General features: G+C 66.2%; 15 protein-coding genes, 3 pseudogenes and 1 riboswitch. Of the genes and pseudogenes, 5 read left to right on the top strand and 13 right to left on the bottom strand.

The features are described 5' to 3' along the window. Both ACFE99_RS07300 and pafA read right to left on the bottom strand, forming a co-directional pair. Window positions 1–491, bottom strand: a pseudogene (locus tag ACFE99_RS07300) (WYL domain-containing protein); the annotation flags it as partial. A 31-nt stretch (window positions 492–522) separates the two neighbouring features. Beyond that, window positions 523–1,881: a Pup--protein ligase gene (gene pafA / locus ACFE99_RS07295; RefSeq protein WP_139797809.1), complete on the bottom strand. Its 1,359-nt coding sequence runs from the start codon at window positions 1,879–1,881 to the stop codon at window positions 523–525. Window positions 1,882–1,966: 85 nt separating this feature from the next. Here pafA and ACFE99_RS07290 point away from each other — a divergent pair, with 85 nt between their 5' ends. Together ACFE99_RS07290 and ACFE99_RS07285 are read left to right on the top strand one after the other, a co-directional pair. Further along, on the top strand, window positions 1,967–2,179 hold the full coding sequence (locus ACFE99_RS07290) for a hypothetical protein (protein ID WP_375483832.1): 213 nt from the start codon (window positions 1,967–1,969) through the stop codon (window positions 2,177–2,179). A 44-nt stretch (window positions 2,180–2,223) separates the two neighbouring features. Further along, window positions 2,224–3,147, top strand: a complete 924-nt coding sequence (locus ACFE99_RS07285) for a phosphodiesterase (RefSeq protein ID WP_375483830.1) — start codon at window positions 2,224–2,226, stop codon at window positions 3,145–3,147. A gap of 43 nt (window positions 3,148–3,190) precedes the next feature. Here the strand turns inward: ACFE99_RS07285 and ACFE99_RS07280 are convergent, their stop codons facing one another. From ACFE99_RS07280 to arc, 7 genes are all read right to left on the bottom strand, one after another. Further along, complete coding sequence (locus ACFE99_RS07280; protein ID WP_375483828.1) at window positions 3,191–4,690, bottom strand: stealth family protein; 1,500 nt, start codon at window positions 4,688–4,690, stop codon at window positions 3,191–3,193. A 78-nt stretch (window positions 4,691–4,768) separates the two neighbouring features. Next, window positions 4,769–4,942, bottom strand: a riboswitch (M-box (ykoK) riboswitch). 95 nt (window positions 4,943–5,037) lie between these two features. Next, window positions 5,038–5,508: an NADAR family protein gene (locus ACFE99_RS07275; RefSeq protein ID WP_375483826.1), complete on the bottom strand. Its 471-nt coding sequence runs from the start codon at window positions 5,506–5,508 to the stop codon at window positions 5,038–5,040. 97 nt (window positions 5,509–5,605) lie between these two features. After that, on the bottom strand, window positions 5,606–6,346 hold the full coding sequence (prcA, locus tag ACFE99_RS07270; protein WP_375483824.1) for a proteasome subunit alpha: 741 nt from the start codon (window positions 6,344–6,346) through the stop codon (window positions 5,606–5,608). Then, window positions 6,343–7,239, bottom strand: coding sequence for a proteasome subunit beta (gene prcB, locus ACFE99_RS07265; protein ID WP_375483822.1), 897 nt, complete (start codon window positions 7,237–7,239; stop codon window positions 6,343–6,345). Before prcB ends, prcA begins: the two co-directional genes overlap by 4 nt. Beyond that, entirely contained in the window at window positions 7,236–7,430 is a 195-nt protein-coding gene (locus ACFE99_RS07260) for a ubiquitin-like protein Pup (RefSeq protein WP_083087421.1), read from the bottom strand. The genes prcB and ACFE99_RS07260 overlap by 4 nt, the downstream gene beginning before the upstream one ends. 94 nt (window positions 7,431–7,524) lie before the next feature. Further along, on the bottom strand, window positions 7,525–9,021 hold the full coding sequence (gene dop, locus ACFE99_RS07255) for a pup deamidase/depupylase (protein WP_375483819.1): 1,497 nt from the start codon (window positions 9,019–9,021) through the stop codon (window positions 7,525–7,527). A gap of 177 nt (window positions 9,022–9,198) precedes the next feature. Beyond that, entirely contained in the window at window positions 9,199–11,025 is a 1,827-nt protein-coding gene (gene arc / locus ACFE99_RS07250) for a proteasome ATPase (RefSeq protein ID WP_375483817.1), read from the bottom strand. Window positions 11,026–11,177: 152 nt separating this feature from the next. On the opposite strand from arc, the gene ACFE99_RS07245 reads away from it, so the two are divergent. Genes ACFE99_RS07245 through ACFE99_RS07235 form a run of 3 tightly spaced genes read left to right on the top strand, consistent with a single transcriptional unit; the run spans window position 11,178 to window position 12,547 of the window. After that, window positions 11,178–11,672, top strand: coding sequence for a hypothetical protein (locus ACFE99_RS07245; RefSeq protein ID WP_375483815.1), 495 nt, complete (start codon window positions 11,178–11,180; stop codon window positions 11,670–11,672). Window positions 11,673–11,686: 14 nt separating this feature from the next. Further along, window positions 11,687–12,241 (top strand): hypothetical protein, encoded by a 555-nt coding sequence (locus ACFE99_RS07240; protein ID WP_375483813.1) that lies wholly within the window; start codon window positions 11,687–11,689, stop codon window positions 12,239–12,241. A 9-nt stretch (window positions 12,242–12,250) separates the two neighbouring features. Next, a complete protein-coding gene (locus tag ACFE99_RS07235; RefSeq protein WP_375483811.1) occupies window positions 12,251–12,547 on the top strand; it encodes a DUF503 domain-containing protein in 297 nt (98 codons plus the stop codon). A gap of 11 nt (window positions 12,548–12,558) precedes the next feature. On the opposite strand, the gene trmI is transcribed toward ACFE99_RS07235, so the two are convergent. The 4 genes and pseudogenes from trmI to ACFE99_RS07215 all read right to left on the bottom strand — a co-directional run bounded on the left by trmI (window position 12,559) and on the right by ACFE99_RS07215 (window position 14,298). Next, on the bottom strand, window positions 12,559–13,392 hold the full coding sequence (gene trmI / locus ACFE99_RS07230; protein WP_375483808.1) for a tRNA (adenine(58)-N(1))-methyltransferase TrmI: 834 nt from the start codon (window positions 13,390–13,392) through the stop codon (window positions 12,559–12,561). 340 nt (window positions 13,393–13,732) lie between these two features. Beyond that, window positions 13,733–13,861 (bottom strand): annotated as a pseudogene (locus ACFE99_RS07225) (hypothetical protein); the annotation flags it as partial. After that, window positions 13,828–13,998: pseudogene (locus ACFE99_RS07220) on the bottom strand (trypsin-like peptidase domain-containing protein); the annotation flags it as partial. The pseudogenes ACFE99_RS07225 and ACFE99_RS07220, both read right to left, overlap by 34 nt. 141 nt (window positions 13,999–14,139) lie before the next feature. Continuing rightward, window positions 14,140–14,298, bottom strand: coding sequence for a hypothetical protein (locus ACFE99_RS07215; RefSeq protein ID WP_375483806.1), 159 nt, complete (start codon window positions 14,296–14,298; stop codon window positions 14,140–14,142). Window positions 14,299–14,372: the final 74 nt, after the last annotated feature.

Genomic DNA, 14,372 nt, shown 5'->3' with positions numbered 1-14,372 from the left:
CCGCCGGCGCGCTCGGTGCCGCTCAGGACCCTGTCGCGGTGATCGAGGTCGCCCGCGAGGACCGCGACCTCGCGGCTTCCACACAGGCCCTCCTCGCAGTCGCTCTGCACGTCCACCCCGGCCGCCCGCAGTTTCAGCAGTGCGCCCTGGGTTGCGGTGATCAGTTCGGGCGACTCCCACAGTCGGGTGGCCACCGCTACGGCGGTCGCCTCGTCCGGGGTCAGATCCACCGGCGGCAGCGCGTAGGCGTCGCGGTTGATGCGATAGCCCTCGGTAGGGTCCAACGCTGACACCCTGCCCGTCTCCAGCGGGATCCCGAGGTCGCGCAGCTCGCTTTTGTCGCGCTCGAACATGCGGGAGAAGGCCTCGTCGCTGGGACTGTCGGAGTAGCCGGCGACGGTCGACCTGATCTTTTCGGCGGTGATGTAGCCGCGGGTGGACAGCAGGGCGATGACGAGGTTCGTCAACCGTTCGACTTTGGAGGTCGCCACGGGGCTTAGCCTAGATTGCCCGGGATAACCGCTACATGCTGGCGATCAGCCGCTTGACCCGTTCATCGACCGACCGGAACGGGTCTTTGCACAACACGGTGCGCTGGGCTTGGTCGTTGAGTTTGAGGTGCACCCAGTCGACGGTGAAGTCGCGTCCGGCGGCCTGGGCGGCGCTGATGAACTCGCCGCGCAACCGGGCGCGGGTGGTCTGCGGGGGCGTGTCGACGGCCTCTTCGATTTCCTCGTCGGTGGTGATCCGCGCCGCCAGACCCTTGCGCTGCAGCAGGTCGAACACCCCGCGGCCGCGTTTGATGTCGTGGTAGGCCAAGTCGAGTTGGGCGATCTTTGGGTCGGAGAGCTCAATGTTGTAGCGGTCCTGGTAGCGCTGGAACAGCTTGCGCTTGATCACCCAGTCGATCTCGGTGTCCACCTTGGCGAAGTCCTGGCTTTCGACGGCGTCGAGCTGGCGGCCCCACAGGTCGACCACCTGCTCGATCTGCGCGTTGGGCTCCCGGGTCTGCAAGTGTTCGACGGCGCGCGCGTAGTACTCCCGCTGGATGTCCAGCGCGCTGGCCTGCCGGCCACCGGCCAGCCGCACCGGGCGGCGGCCGGTGACGTCGTGGCTGACCTCCCGGATGGCCCGGATGGGGTTATCCAGCGAGAAGTCGCGGAACGCCACCCCGGCTTCGATCATTTCCAGCACCAGCGCCGCCGTGCCCACCTTGAGCATGGTGGTGGTCTCGCACATGTTGGAGTCGCCGACGATGACATGCAGGCGCCGGTACTTCTCGGCGTCGGCGTGCGGCTCGTCGCGGGTATTGATAATGGGGCGTGATCGGGTCGTTGCGCTCGACACGCCCTCCCAAATGTGCTCGGCGCGCTGACTCAGGCAAAACGTGGCGGCCTTGGGAGTTTGCAGCACCTTGCCGGCCCCACAGATCAGCTGGCGGGTCACCAAGAACGGCAGCAGCACGTCGGAGATTCGGGAAAACTCGCCGGCCCGCACAATCAGGTAGTTTTCGTGGCAGCCGTAGGAGTTGCCGGCCGAGTCGGTGTTGTTCTTGAACAGGTAGATATCTCCGCCGATGCCCTCGTCGGCCAGCCGCTGCTCGGCGTCGATCAGCAGGTCTTCCAGCACCCGTTCGCCGGCGCGGTCGTGGGTGACCAGCTGCACCAGGTTGTCGCACTCGGCCGTGGCGTACTCGGGATGGCTACCGACGTCGAGGTAGAGCCGCGCGCCGTTGCGCAGGAACACGTTCGAGCTGCGACCCCAGGACACCACCCGACGAAATAAGTACCGGGCCACCTCGTCCGGTGACAGACGGCGGTGGCCGTGAAATGTGCAGGTAACACCGAATTCGGTCTCGATGCCCATGATTCGCCGCTGCACGATTCGAGCGTACTGGTTAAACGCGCAAAGGGTGTGGAAGCCCCGCAGTGGATGATGTCGGCGAGCTGGCGCGCTCACGTGCGGCGTGAGGCATGCCGGCTGCACCGGACCGATCGCGCGGCTACGCGCACCCGCTGCCGGCTTCACCGCGTTGGCCGACAAGCTCGATGAGCTGCGACGAACCCTAGCGAGCTCGGACACCGAACTGATGCGCCGGCTCGTCGAGGACGGCCGGTCGTGGTCGCCGAAGCTCGACGTCAACGCCTGCTTTACCAGCGTTCCAGTACCGCTTCGGTAGAGTTGACGGTGCCAGTTGCTCGTCAGAGAGGTGCTTGTAGTCCGGTGGATAGACCCAGGGCCGCGGAGCATCCGCGGCCGGACCACGTCATTGCACACATCAGCGACACCCACCTGGTAGCCGGCGACGACGATCTGTATGGACATGTCGACGCCGTCGCCCGATTCTCGGAGCTGCTGGAGCGGCTCGAAGCCTCCCAAACTCGTCCCGACGCGTTGATCTTCACCGGCGACCTGGCAGACAGCGGCCAGCCGGACGCTTACCGCAAGCTGCGCGAACTCGTCGAGCCGTTGGCGCGTCGCCTTGGTGCTCAGGTCATTTGGGTAATGGGCAACCACGACAATCGAGCAGCGCTACGCGAACATCTGTTGCGTGAGAGCCCGACGATGGCGCCGATGGACCGGGTGCACGATATCGGCGGGTTGCGCGTGATCGTGCTGGACACTTCGGTTCCCGGCCACCACCACGGGGAGATCGCGCCCGAGCAGTTGCGGTGGCTGGCCGACCAGCTGGCCAACCCCGCTCCCTTCGGCACCATCCTCGCCATGCATCACCCGCCGATCCCCTGCGTGCAGGACCTCGCCGTCATGGTGGAACTGCGCGACCAGGCAGCGTTGGCCGCCGTGCTACGCGGCACCGATGTGCGCAGCATCCTGGCCGGGCACCTGCACTACTCCAGCGCAGCCACTTTCGCCGGCATCCCCGTGTCGGTGGCATCGGCGAGCTGTTACACGCAAGATCTGTTGACCCCGGGAACCCGTGGGCGCGACGGCGCACAGGCATTCAATCTGGTGCACTGCTACCCAGACACGGTAGTGCACACCGTCATTCCGCTGGCCTCCGGGCCCACCGTGGGGCGGTTCGTCCCGCCGGGAACCGTGCAGCGTGAACTTAGCGACGCTGCGGTGAGCATCCTGCCGGCGACCCGAATACCGCGCATCCCACCACAATTGGCGGACCGCAGGTGATTCCCAGCGGACGGCGACTAACGCACCGACCCGCGCGGTTCTCTCACTCGTCGGCAACCACTCGTTCCCACGGTGCCGGCACCGGGAAGTAGCTTTCGAGGAACTCGCCAACCACCCGGGCTCGCTCCTCGGCGCTCACCTCGGGGAAGCTGCCGTCATTGAGGCAGAAGAAGTCGAACTTGCGCTTCTTCAGCAGCTTCGGCAGTTTCGCCAGCCCCGAGCGCAGGGTGGTGTCCACGTAGAGCACCTTCGCCGCCTCGTTTTGTACCGCGCGCCCGGTCATCAACGCGTAGTAGTGGTACAGCGAGTTGGTCACCGAGATGTCGGTGCTGGACCGGAAGCGGCTCGCCTGGGTGCGGGCGAAGTCTTGCCGGAACTCGCGCTCGAGCTCGACCAGTACACTCTTGCGCAACGGGGCAGCGGTGTGCTCCAGGTGGCGGGTGATGATCTTTCCGAACTTCTCCCACAGCAGTTGCCGGTTGACCCGTGCGGCGTTCTCGAAGCCGCTGCGCTCGGGGTGGTTGGCGCCCAGCCCGATTCGGGTGCCTGCTTCGATGAACTTGGTGACCCCGCCGGGGGAAAAGAACATCGCCGGCGACAGCGGCCGCCCGAAGAACATGTCGTCGTTGGAGTACAGGAAATGTTCGGCCAGTCCAGGGATGTGGTGCAGTTGGGTCTCGACCGCGTGGCTGTTGTACACCGGCAGCGCAGAAAGGTCGGTGAAGTGCTCCGCGGCACGCACGATCGTGATCTTCGGGTGCGGGGCCAGCCACTGCGGCACCGGCGAGTCGGTCGCGATGAAGATGCGACGCACCCACGGCGCGAAGGCGTGCACCGACCGCAGGGCGTACTTGAGCTCGTCGATGTGGCGGATCCGCGCGTCGGCGTCGTCGCCTTCCCCGACAAGGTGATTCGCCATCGCCGCTGCCCGGCGCGCCCGGAACTCCGGGTCGTTGCCGTCCACCCAGGAGAACACCATGTCGATGTCGAAGGTGATGTCCCCGGCGTGCGGGGTGAACATTCCAGCGATCGTCGGCCATGTCCGACCGTGCAGTTCAACCGTGGTGTATTCAACCTCGTTGAGCGCCAAGGTCTTGCGGGTCAGCGAGTTTTCGATCGGGCATATTGCCTGCTGCCCGTCGAACACCCAGAACTGCAGCTCCACGCCGGCCGAAGCGCCGTAACGCATGCCGGAGCGCGGACATTCGCGCCGACGGAATATCCGCAGCAGCCGCGGGTCCGGTGCCACCGACAGCAGCCCGTCGCCGAGATACACAGAGCGGCGACCAGTTCCGTCGAGAACCTTGGCGCGCAGCGGCGCGTCCAGGCAGGCCGCCATCAGGGCGTCGGCCACCCGGCCGCGCAGGGCAATGTCGACGACGAGCGCGGGGCGGCCGTCCGCACCGCGGATGAGCAAGAACGGAATACCGGCGCGCTCCAGCTCGCCGCGGAGGTACAGCAGATCCTGCTGCATAGCCTCATACGGAGTCAGGCGCAGCCCATCTGCTGAACCGACGACGTGGATGTCGATCGTGCTGGTCATGGGAACACCTGTCTTCCGTACTCGATGTCGGTCAAAACATGCACACAGAGGGGCACCGCAGATGCGGTCGAGCGGCGACATTGCCCTCACACGTTGAGCTTTGGCACTGGCCGACGTATGCCCGCACATCCGGGAAAGCCACTTGGGACCACCCCTTAAGCCGGGGAGATCTGTCCTGATCTTGGGCGTCTCTCGACGTCGTCAGATCAGTGGCCTATGTTCGTCCAGGAGCCTCGCCTAACGAGGTGCTTCCGCAAGGTAGCACCGATTTGCGCGTTCGGCAACACTGTCTGCGATGCCGCTAAAGCCGTTGGTGTTGTTCAGCTCCCGCGTCTGGGGCGAACCGGTCATCGCAGCCGCGCGGCCAGCCGTAACCGCACGGCCATCAGGATGACGCCGAGCGCGTTTCCGCCGGGGATGTCGCAGTGCTCGTCACACCGGCACGAGCCCCAAACCTGGTCATGCCACGTATTTCCTTCCACCAGCAGCACGCCGTAGGTGTCCCGTAGCCGGCGAGCCAGATCCGGATTGTTATCGAACTTGGCGCTGACCACCTCTTCCATCGCCGCGAATTTGCCACCGGCTTCCCAGCCCTCAACCAGCGGCGCGGCACGCCCGATCTGCTTAGCCCGTGCCGGATCATCGGCGTCGCGGATGGCCGCCACCGCGCCCGGGTCACGTGTCTTCGCGGCGGCGAAGGCATGTTCGCTGGTCGGATACAGCCAACCCCGATGGGGCGTGGGCGCGGGTGCGAAGTTCGACAAGAACAGGTATTGCCCCGCGAAGGAGTCGATCACCGGGATATGCAGCGCGCTCATCAGGCGACCTCCGCAGCTTGCAATCCTGTCCTGTGGGCCAAGCTACGCGACCCGCCGAACGCGCGTCACGCCAAATGCGCGACGTTCAATCGGTGGCCTATTTCGACGACTTGCCCTTACCCGAGCCGGAGGGTTTGGGCAACAGCGCTTCTAGTGCCGCGCCGGTGATCCGCCGAAACGCCCGCCGCGGCCGGTTCTGGTCGAGAATCGCGACTTCCAGGCTCGACACACCCAGGGCCGGCTGGTCGCCGGAGCCATTGCCGCTGCCCGCCCGCAGCGCCTCGACGGCGATCCGCACCGCGTCGGCCAAGTCCGCGTTTTCGGTGTAGGACTCCTTGAGCGCGTTGGCGATCGGCTCGGTGGTGCCCCCCATGACGACGTAATGCGGCTCGTCGTTGATTGACCCGTCGTAGGTGATCCGGTACAGCTCAGGGGGTCTGGATTCGCCGTAGTGCGCTACCTCGGCCACGCACAGCTCGACCTCGTAGGGCTTGGCCTGTTCGGTGAAGATGGTGCCCAGGGTCTGCGCGTAGACGTTGGCCAGCTGCCGGCCGGTGACGTCGCGGCGGTCATAGGCATAGCCGCGGGTGTCGGCGAACTGGATGCCACCGCGGCGCAGGTTGCCCAATTCGTTCAACTTGCCGGCCGCCGCTAAGCCGACCCGGTCGTAGAGCTCGCTGATCTTCTGCAGCGAGCGCGACGGATTTTCGGCGACGAACAACACTCCGCCGGCGTAGGCCAACGCGACCACGCTGCGGCCACGCGCGATGCCCTTGCGCGCGAGCTCGCTGCGCTCGCGCATCGCCTGCTCGGGCGAAATGAAATACGGGAAGCTCACTTCTCACCCGCTTGCGCGTCCGGGCCGAAAGTGTCAGCGCGCGAACGGCTTTCGATGACCTCGCGGGCCAGCTCGGCGATGCGCTGGTCAGGCACGTCGACGGCGCCTTCTGGTCCGATGCTGACTGCCGTGGGGAAGATGCCGCGAACCAGGTCCGGTCCGCCGGTGGCGGAGTCGTCGTCTGCGGCGTCGTAGAGCGCCTCCACGGCCACCCGCAGCGCCGAATCGGCGTCGGTGACCTGCGAGTAGAGCTTTTTCATCGACGACTTGGCGAAGATTGATCCCGAGCCCACCGCTTGGTAGCCCTCTTCTTCGATGTTCCAGCCTCCTGCGGCGTCGAACGAGACGATGCGGCCCGCTTTCTGCGGATCAGGATCGTCGATGTCCAAGCCAGCCAACAGCGGCAGCGCGACCAGCCCCTGCATGGCGGCCCCGAGGTTGCCGCGGACCATGATCGCCAGCCGGTTGACTTTACCGGCGAATGTCAGCGGCACGCCCTCGAGCTTTTCGTAGTGCTCGAGCTCGACGGCGTAGAGCCGGGCGAATTCGACCGCGATGGCGGCGGTGCCGGCGATGCCGGTCGCGGTGTAGTCGTCGGTGATGTAGACCTTCTTGATGTCGCGTCCGGCGATCATGTTGCCCTGGGTGGACCGCCGGTCGCCGGCCATGACGACACCGCCGGGGTATTTCAGCGCGACGATCGTTGTCCCATGCGGCAGCTGATGACTGGGCCCACCGGCCCCGACCGGCTCGGCGCCGCCGGCGGACACCGGCAGCAGCTCCGGCGCCCGGCGGCGCAGGAAGTCGGCGAACGAGGACAGATCTACAGTGCTAGCGGGGACTCCGGGTAGTGCTGAATTAGTGACCAGGCGATCGCGGAACGGCCAGGTCACTGTCCGCCCTTTTGGACGTACGCGCGCACGAAGTCCTCGGCGTTCTCCTCCAGAACGTCGTCGATCTCGTCGAGCAGATCGTCGGTTTCCTCGGTCAGCTTTTCGCGACGCTCCTGGCCCGCGGCGTTGCTGCCGGTGAGGTCGTCGTCATCGCCGCCGCCACCGCCACGCTTGGTCTGCTCTTGAGCCATCGCTGCCTCCTGCTTCGTCATCGGCGCCGCATCACGCCGGCGCCGGTTCCTCTACCCTACCGGTCCGCACCGACCTTTCCCCGGGTAACGACGCTCAGGTGGTCAGTTGTTCCACCAGTTCGACCGCACTATTGACAGAGTCCAGCAACGCCCCGACGTGCGCCTTGCTGCCCCGCAGCGGCTCCAATGTCGGGATCCGCACCAGCGAGTCACCACCTAGATCGAAGATCACCGAGTCCCAGCTGGCGGCGGCGATGTCGGCGCCGAAGCGGCGCAGGCACTCGCCGCGGAAGTAGGCCCGGGTGTCGGTGGGCGGGTTGTCCACCGCGCCCAGCACCTGTTGTTCGGTGACCAGACGCCGCATTGAGCCGCGGGCGACCAGCCGGTTGTAGAGGCCCTTGTCCAGCCGGACGTCGGAGTATTGCAGGTCGACCAGGTGCAGCCGCGGCGCCGACCAGCTCAGGTTCTCCCGCTGGCGGAACCCTTCGAGGAGCCGCAGCTTGGCCGGCCAGTCCAGCAGCTCGGCGCACTCCATCGGATCGCGTTCGAGCAGGTCGAGCACGTGGGCCCAGGTCTCGACGATGTCGTTGGCGCGCGGATCGGGGTCGCGCGAATCGACCAGCTTGGCCACCCGATCCAGATACACGCGTTGCAGCGCAAGCCCAGTCAGTTCCCGGCCGTCGGCCAGCGCCAACGTGGCCCGCAGCGACGGGTCACGGCTGATGGTGTGCACGGCGTGCACCGGGCGCGCCAGCGCCAAATCGCTGAGGTCGATGCCCTCTTCGATCAGGTCGAGCACCAGCGCCGTGGTACCGAGTTTCAGATACGTCGACGTCTCGGCGAGGTTGGCGTCGCCGATGATGACGTGCAGCCGGCGGTACCGGTCGGCGTCGGCGTGCGGCTCGTCGCGGGTGTTGATAATGCCGCGTTTGAGTGTGGTTTCCAGGCCTACCTCGACCTCGATGTAGTCGGCGCGCTGCGCGAGCTGAAAACCGGGTTCGTCGCCGGCGGCGCCGATGCCGACCCGGCCTTGGCCGGTGATCACCTGTCGGGACACCAGAAACGGAGTCAGGCCCACGATGACGGCCGAGAACGGGGTCTGGCGGCTCATCAGGTAGTTCTCGTGTGACCCGTACGAGGCGCCCTTGCCGTCGACATTGTTTTTGTACAGCTGCAGCTTTATCGCCCCGGGCACGCTGGCGACGTGGCGGGCGGCCGCCTCCATCACCCGCTCCCCTGCCTTGTCCCAGATAACGGCGTCCAGCGGGTCGGTGCATTCGGGCGCGGAGTATTCGGGGTGAGCGTGGTCGACGTACAGCCGCGCCCCGTTGGTCAAGATCATGTTGGCGGCGCCGACCTCGTCGGCGTCGACCACCGGCGGCGGGCCGGCTGAGCGGCTCAGGTCGAACCCGCGGGCGTCACGCAGCGGCGATTCCACCTCGTAGTCCCAGCGGGTCCGCTTGGCGCGTTGAATGCCGGCGGCCGCCGCATACGCCAGTACCGCCTGCGTCGAGGTGAGGATCGGGTTCGCGGTCGGGTCCGACGGCGACGAGATGCCGTACTCGACCTCCGTCCCGATAATCCTTTGCATGGCTAAAGCCTAGGCGACGGCGCCGATGCGGCCCGCGAAGCGGGCGGGGAGCAGCAGCGCAGCGTCGAGTCTGCGTCCACTGCGCCGAGACTGCACCCACAGTCACGCCCGGGACGTTGTCGACGCCGTGAGCGCAGGATCGATGCCGTCAGCGCAGCCTCGATACCAGACCGGCGCTTACAGGTACTGGCCCAGGTTGGACTCGGTGTCGATGGCCCGCGACGCGCTGGAGCTCTTGCCGGTGACCAGGGTGCGGATGTAGACGATCCGCTCGCCCTTCTTGCCCGAGATCCGCGCCCAGTCGTCGGGGTTGGTGGTGTTGGGCAGGTCCTCGTTCTCGGCGAACTCGTCGACGATCGAATCCAGCAGGTGCTGGATACGCAAGCCCGGCTGACCGGTCTCGAGCACCGACTTGATCGCGTTTTTCTTCGCGCGGTCGACGACGTTTTGGATCATCGCCCCCGAGTTGAAGTCCTTGAAGTACATGACTTCCTTGTCACCGTTGGCGTAGGTGACCTCCAGGAACCGGTTCTCGTCGATCTCGGCGTACATCCGCTCGACGACCTTCTCGATCATCGCCTTGATGCAGGCGGAGCGGTCGCCGCCGAACTCGGCGAGGTCGTCGGCGTGCAGCGGCAGTTCCTCGGTGAGGTACTTGGAGAAGATGTCCTGCGCCGCCTCAGCGTCTGGGCGCTCGATCTTGATCTTGACGTCGAGACGGCCCGGCCGCAGGATCGCGGGATCGATCATGTCCTCGCGGTTGGAGGCGCCGATCACGATGACGTTCTCAAGTCCCTCCACCCCGTCGATCTCGGACAGCAGCTGCGGGACCACCGTCGTCTCCACGTCGGAGGAAACACCGGTGCCGCGGGTGCGGAAGATCGAGTCCATCTCGTCGAAGAACACGATCACCGGGGTTCCTTCCGAGGCCTTCTCGCGGGCCCGCTGGAAGATCAACCGGATGTGGCGCTCGGTCTCGCCGACGAACTTGTTCAACAACTCTGGGCCTTTGATGTTTAGGAAGTACGACTTGGCCTCCTTCGCATCGTCGCCGCGAACCTCGGCCATCTTCTTGGCCAGCGAGTTGGCCACCGCCTTGGCAATCAGCGTCTTGCCACAGCCCGGCGGTCCGTAGAGCAGCACACCCTTGGGTGGGCGCAGCGCGTACTCCCTGTAGAGCTCCTTGTGCAGGAACGGCAGCTCGACTGCGTCGCGGATCTGCTCGATCTGGCGGGACAGGCCACCGATGTCGTCGTAGCTGACGTCGGGCACCTCCTCCAGCACCAGGTCTTCGACCTCTGCCTTCGGAATGCGCTCGAACGCATAGCCGGCTTTGGTGTCGACCAGTAGCGAGTCGCCGGGACGCAACTTGCGTGGCCTCGTGTCGTCGTTGAGCGCGTCGGGAACCCCATCAGGCAGGTCCTCGGCGACCAGCGGCTCGGCAAGCCAAACGATGCGTTCCTCGTCCGCGTGGCCGACAACCAGGGCCCGGTGACCGTCGGAGAGAATTTCGCGCAAGGTGGAAATTTCGCCGACCGATTCGTATGTGCCGGCTTCGACGACGGTCAGGGCTTCATTCAACCGAACGGTTTGGCCCTTCTTAAGGAAGGTGACGTCAATGTTCGGGGAGCACGTCAGTCGCATTTTGCGGCCGGAGGTGAACACGTCGACGGTGTTGTCGTCATGGGTCCCCAGCAGCACGCCGTAACCACTTGGCGGCTGGCCCAACCGGTCGACTTCCTCGCGCAGCGCCAGCAGCTGCTGGCGAGCTTCCTTCAGGGTTTCCATCAGCTTGGAATTACGTGCGGCGAGGGAGTCGATACGCGCCTCGAGCTGGTGCACATCACGGGCTCCGCGGACAGGTCCCTGCGACCCCACAGCGTTGTCGAGTTGCTCACGAAGCAGCGCCGCTTCCCGCCGCAATTCTTCTAATTCGGCGGCGTCGTCGCTGGACAGCTCTCGTTCACGCGGGGGTTCGAACGTTTCACGCTCTGAGTCACCCATGTTGAGCTCCTTTCGCGCGCCGGATGTTGGCGCGGCGGATACTTCAAAGCTACCGGCGATTTGGGATTCTTGCGGGGATCAAAATTCAACAGATAAGTACCCACTGGTAGCCTTCGCACCGAATCAGGCCGATCGAAAGGACAGCCGAAAGCGTGAAATCCCTAGCCACAGGCTTGGCGGCCGTCGCTGCAATCGGTGCAGCGGCCGCCGGTGTGACCTCGATTGCATCCGTAGCCCCGTCGGCGCCTCATGTGCAGCCGGTCGTCTTTGGCGCGCCGCTGCCGCTGGACCCAGCAGCCGACGTGCCAACGCCCGACCAACTGGTCGGCGTTCTCAACGGCCTGCAGAACCCCAACGTTCCGTTTGCGAGCAAGAGCAATTTGGTCGAAGGGGGCGTCGGCGGGGTCGAAGGCCGCATCGCCGACCGGAAGCTGCAAAAAGCGGCTCAAAACGGGTCCCTTCCGCTGTCGTTCACCGTCGCCAACATCGCGCCGGCGGGTCCCGGTGCCGCATCGGCGGATATCACTGCCTCTGGTCCGAACCTTGCGCCGACGACCCAGAACATCACGTTCGTCAACCAGGGCGGCTGGAAGCTGTCCCGTAGTTCGGCGATGTCGCTGCTGCAGGCCGTGCAGGCCTCGGGCTGACCGCTCCTGGATGGATGGTCCGGCAGCTACTCGTCGTCTTAAGTGCGGCCACCGTTGTGGCGGCACTTGGGCTATCGGGGTGCTCACATAGCCAGCGCGGCTCCGCCCCGTCGTCGTCTGCTGCGTCCTTGTCTGTCGCGTCGGCACCGGCGGCGTCGAGTCCCGCGGCCACTCCGCAGACTCCGCCGCTGCCCCCACCGGAGGCGCTCACCGACGTGTTGTACCGGCTGGCCGACCCGGCAGTGCCGGGCACCCAGAAGCTCAACCTGGTTGAAAGCGCAACACCGGATAACGCCGCGGCTCTGGAGAAGTTCGCCACCGCGTTGGTCGACGGCGGCTACGCGCCCGCGACGTTCAACGCGACAGACCTCGCCTGGTCGGACAAAGATCCAGCCGATGTGGTGGCCACCGTCAATGTGACCTCACCGAATCGGGACGCTCCCGGGTTCTCGTTCCCGATGGAGTTCAAGCCCTACCAAGGTGGCTGGCAGTTGTCGCATCAGACCGCCGACATGCTGCTGGGTTTCGGCAACTCGCAGACGGGTACGCCGCCCACGCCGACGCCGTAAGCGACCCGTATGTGGATCGGCTGGCTCGAATTCGACGTCCTGCTCGGCGACGTGCGCTCCCTCAAGCAGAAGCGCTCAGTGATTCGGCCGCTCGTGGCCGAACTGCAGCGCAAGTTCAGCGTGTCAGCCGCCGAGACGGGGTCGCACGACCTGTATCGGCGGGCCGGGCTCGGGGTGGCCATGGTGTCGCGCGACCGCGGCCACGCCGTCGCGGTGCTCGACGCCGCCGAACGCCTGGTGGCCGCACACCCAGAGTTGGAGTTGCTGTCGGTGCGGCGCGGCCTGCATCGCAGTGACGACGACTGAGCGCGACCGGTCTACCGCTGTCGCTTGCGTCGGAGGACGGTGGGCGTGATGGTGCCGGGGGCAAGCCGGCGCGCGGATACCAGGAACGCGGTGTGGCCGCGCATGGTGTGCTCCGGGCGAACCGCCAGCCCGACGACGTTCCACCCCCGTTGCAGCGTCTCCCATGCTCGCGGTTCGGTCCAGCACTGCTGTTGCCGCAGGGTCTCCACCGTCTTCGACAGCTGGGTGACGGTGGCCACGTAGATCATCAGCACACCACCGGGGACCACCACTTGCGACACCGCATCCAGTACGTCCCACGGTGCGAGCATGTCCAGCACCACCCGGTCCACGGCGCCGGTGGCTAAATCGCAGTCCGCGAGGTCGGAGATGACCAGCTGCCAGTTGTCCGGTCGGCGCCCGTAGAACGCCTCGACATTGCGGCGGGCATGCTCGGCGTGGTCGGCCCGCACCTCGTAGGAGATCACTTGTCCGTGCGGCCCGACCGCCCGCAACAGTGAGCAGGTCAGCGCGCCGGATCCCGCGCCGGCTTCCAATACCCGGGCACCGGGGAAGATGTCGCCCTCATGCACGATCTGCGCGGCATCTTTGGGATAGACCACCTGGGCACCGCGAGGCATCGACATCACGTAGTCCACGAGCAGCGGGCGCAGCGCCAAAAAGTCGTCGCCGTTGCTGGATTTCACCACGCTGCCCTCGGGCAGGCCGATCACTGCGTCGTGCGCAATCGCGCCGCGGTGGGTGTGGAACTCGGCGCCCGCGGTGAGCAGCATCGTGTAGTGGCGACCCTTGGTGTCGGTGAGCTGGACGCGGTCGCCCACAGCGAACGGGCCGGTTGCGGACACAGTGCTCTAGCGTGCCAGCACACGCGCCATATCCGGCGCGCGGGGTTTGTCCCCGGGCCGGTGAGTCGGCGAGCGCCTCGGTTCCGGGCAATCCAAGGATGCTTGACGGTAAGCGTCGAGGGTTGTGTGGATTCGCTTGGGCACCAATTCCTTTGGCCCGCGGGGCGGTGCCGCCGGCGATGAGCGAATCCGCAACGCGCTTGGCGGGATCGGCCGGGATGGCGAAACCCAAACCGGTGGAACCGATTCGGCCCTGGCCGCTGTCATCGCCGACCACCGCGATCGCACAGTTGACCCCGACGAGCGCGCCGTTCATGTCGATCAGGGCACCGCCGGAGCTTCCCGGGTTCATGGCGGCGTCGGTTTGGATAGCGTCGGGCACGACGATGCCGGTCGCTGCCGCCACTGCCGCTCGGCACGCGGGCGGTGCAGCGCGCTGACGATCCCGGTGCTCACTGTGCCGGTCGATCCCAGAGGCGATCCCACCGCCACCACGGTTTGGCCGACGTGAAGCTGCGCCGACGAGCCGAAGGTGATCGGGGTGAGCCCCGAGACACCGTGTGCTCGAACGACTGCAAGGTCACTGGCCGGATCGGTGGCAACCACACTGACGGGCGCGACGCGGCCGTCAGCGGGTGTCGCGACGGTTTGGTTTCTGGGCCGTGACGGTTCGTGTCTGGGCGCCGCTGGGGTCGGCAGCGGGCACCGACACCACGTGGTCGTTGGTCAGAATCAGCCCGTCCGGATTCAACCAATGCCTGAACCAGTAGTGGATTCAGCACCCGCATGGGTTTGCAACTTCACCACGGCCGGCACCACTTTGGCTGCCACCTGCTCCACTTGCGCCACCGCCGCGCCCGCCGGCGCCTGACTGGCGGCCGGTGTGCTGGCGTCGTCGAACCGCAACCGGTTAACCGCTGTCGCCGCCCGCCCCGATGCCAGCTGAGATCACTGCCAGTGCTGCCATAGCCGTTACTGCG

It is taken from the genome of uncultured Mycobacterium sp. (genome assembly GCF_964249325.1).
Lineage (GTDB): Bacteria > Actinomycetota > Actinomycetes > Mycobacteriales > Mycobacteriaceae > Mycobacterium.
Note: the sequence above shows the minus strand (reverse complement) of the source record. Positions and strands in the feature narration are given on the sequence as shown.

Bases quoted from the DNA above. Each gene is read 5' to 3' on its own strand.
- ACFE99_RS07260 (WP_083087421.1), bottom strand. From the start codon at position 7,430: ATGGCTCAAGAGCAGACCAAGCGTGGCGGTGGCGGCGGCGATGACGAC.
- ACFE99_RS07235 (WP_375483811.1), top strand. From the start codon at position 12,251: ATGTGGATCGGCTGGCTCGAATTCGACGTCCTGCTCGGCGACGTGCGC.
- dop (WP_375483819.1), bottom strand. From the start codon at position 9,021: ATGCAAAGGATTATCGGGACGGAGGTCGAGTACGGCATCTCGTCGCCG.
- ACFE99_RS07275 (WP_375483826.1), bottom strand. From the start codon at position 5,508: ATGAGCGCGCTGCATATCCCGGTGATCGACTCCTTCGCGGGGCAATAC.
- arc (WP_375483817.1), bottom strand. From the start codon at position 11,025: ATGGGTGACTCAGAGCGTGAAACGTTCGAACCCCCGCGTGAACGAGAG.
- ACFE99_RS07280 (WP_375483828.1), bottom strand. From the start codon at position 4,690: ATGACCAGCACGATCGACATCCACGTCGTCGGTTCAGCAGATGGGCTG.
- ACFE99_RS07240 (WP_375483813.1), top strand. From the start codon at position 11,687: ATGGTCCGGCAGCTACTCGTCGTCTTAAGTGCGGCCACCGTTGTGGCG.